This window comes from Streptomyces sp. NRRL B-1140 (genome assembly GCF_001280065.1).
In the GTDB taxonomy this organism is placed as follows: Bacteria; Actinomycetota; Actinomycetes; order Streptomycetales; family Streptomycetaceae; genus Streptomyces.
In genome coordinates this window covers 1-415 of the sequence record NZ_LGEA01000009.1, presented here as the reverse complement: position 1 = coordinate 415, position 415 = coordinate 1, and the positions used below count along the sequence as shown (strand labels likewise).

Here is a 415-nt window from a genome sequence, read left to right as displayed (position 1 = left end):
GACACGCACCGCTCGGCCAGGGTCAGGCACGCCGCCCGCAGATGCGTGATCGACTCCGACAGCGAGTGCAGGATGATCGGCTCGAAGGCGTTGAGCTGGAGCTGCCCGGCCTCGGCAGCCATCGTGATGGTGACGTCGTTGCCGATCACCTCGAAGGCCACCTGGTTGACGACCTCGGGAATCACCGGATTGACCTTACCGGGCATGATCGACGAACCCGCCTGCACCGGAGGCAGATTGATCTCCCCCAGCCCCGCCCGCGGCCCCGAGGACAGCAGCCGCAGATCGTTGCAGCTCTTGGACAGCTTCACCGCGATCCGCTTGAGCACCCCGGACATCTGCACGAACGCCCCACAGTCCTGAGTCGCCTCCACCAGATTCGCCGCCGTCACCAAAGGCAGCCCCGTGATCGACG

1 protein-coding gene is annotated in these 415 nt (G+C 66.0%); it reads right to left on the bottom strand.

From position 1 onward, the window contains the following. Window positions 1–415, bottom strand: a 415-nt coding sequence (locus tag ADK65_RS02945; RefSeq protein ID WP_267889704.1) for a lyase family protein, incomplete at both ends; no start/stop codon positions are given.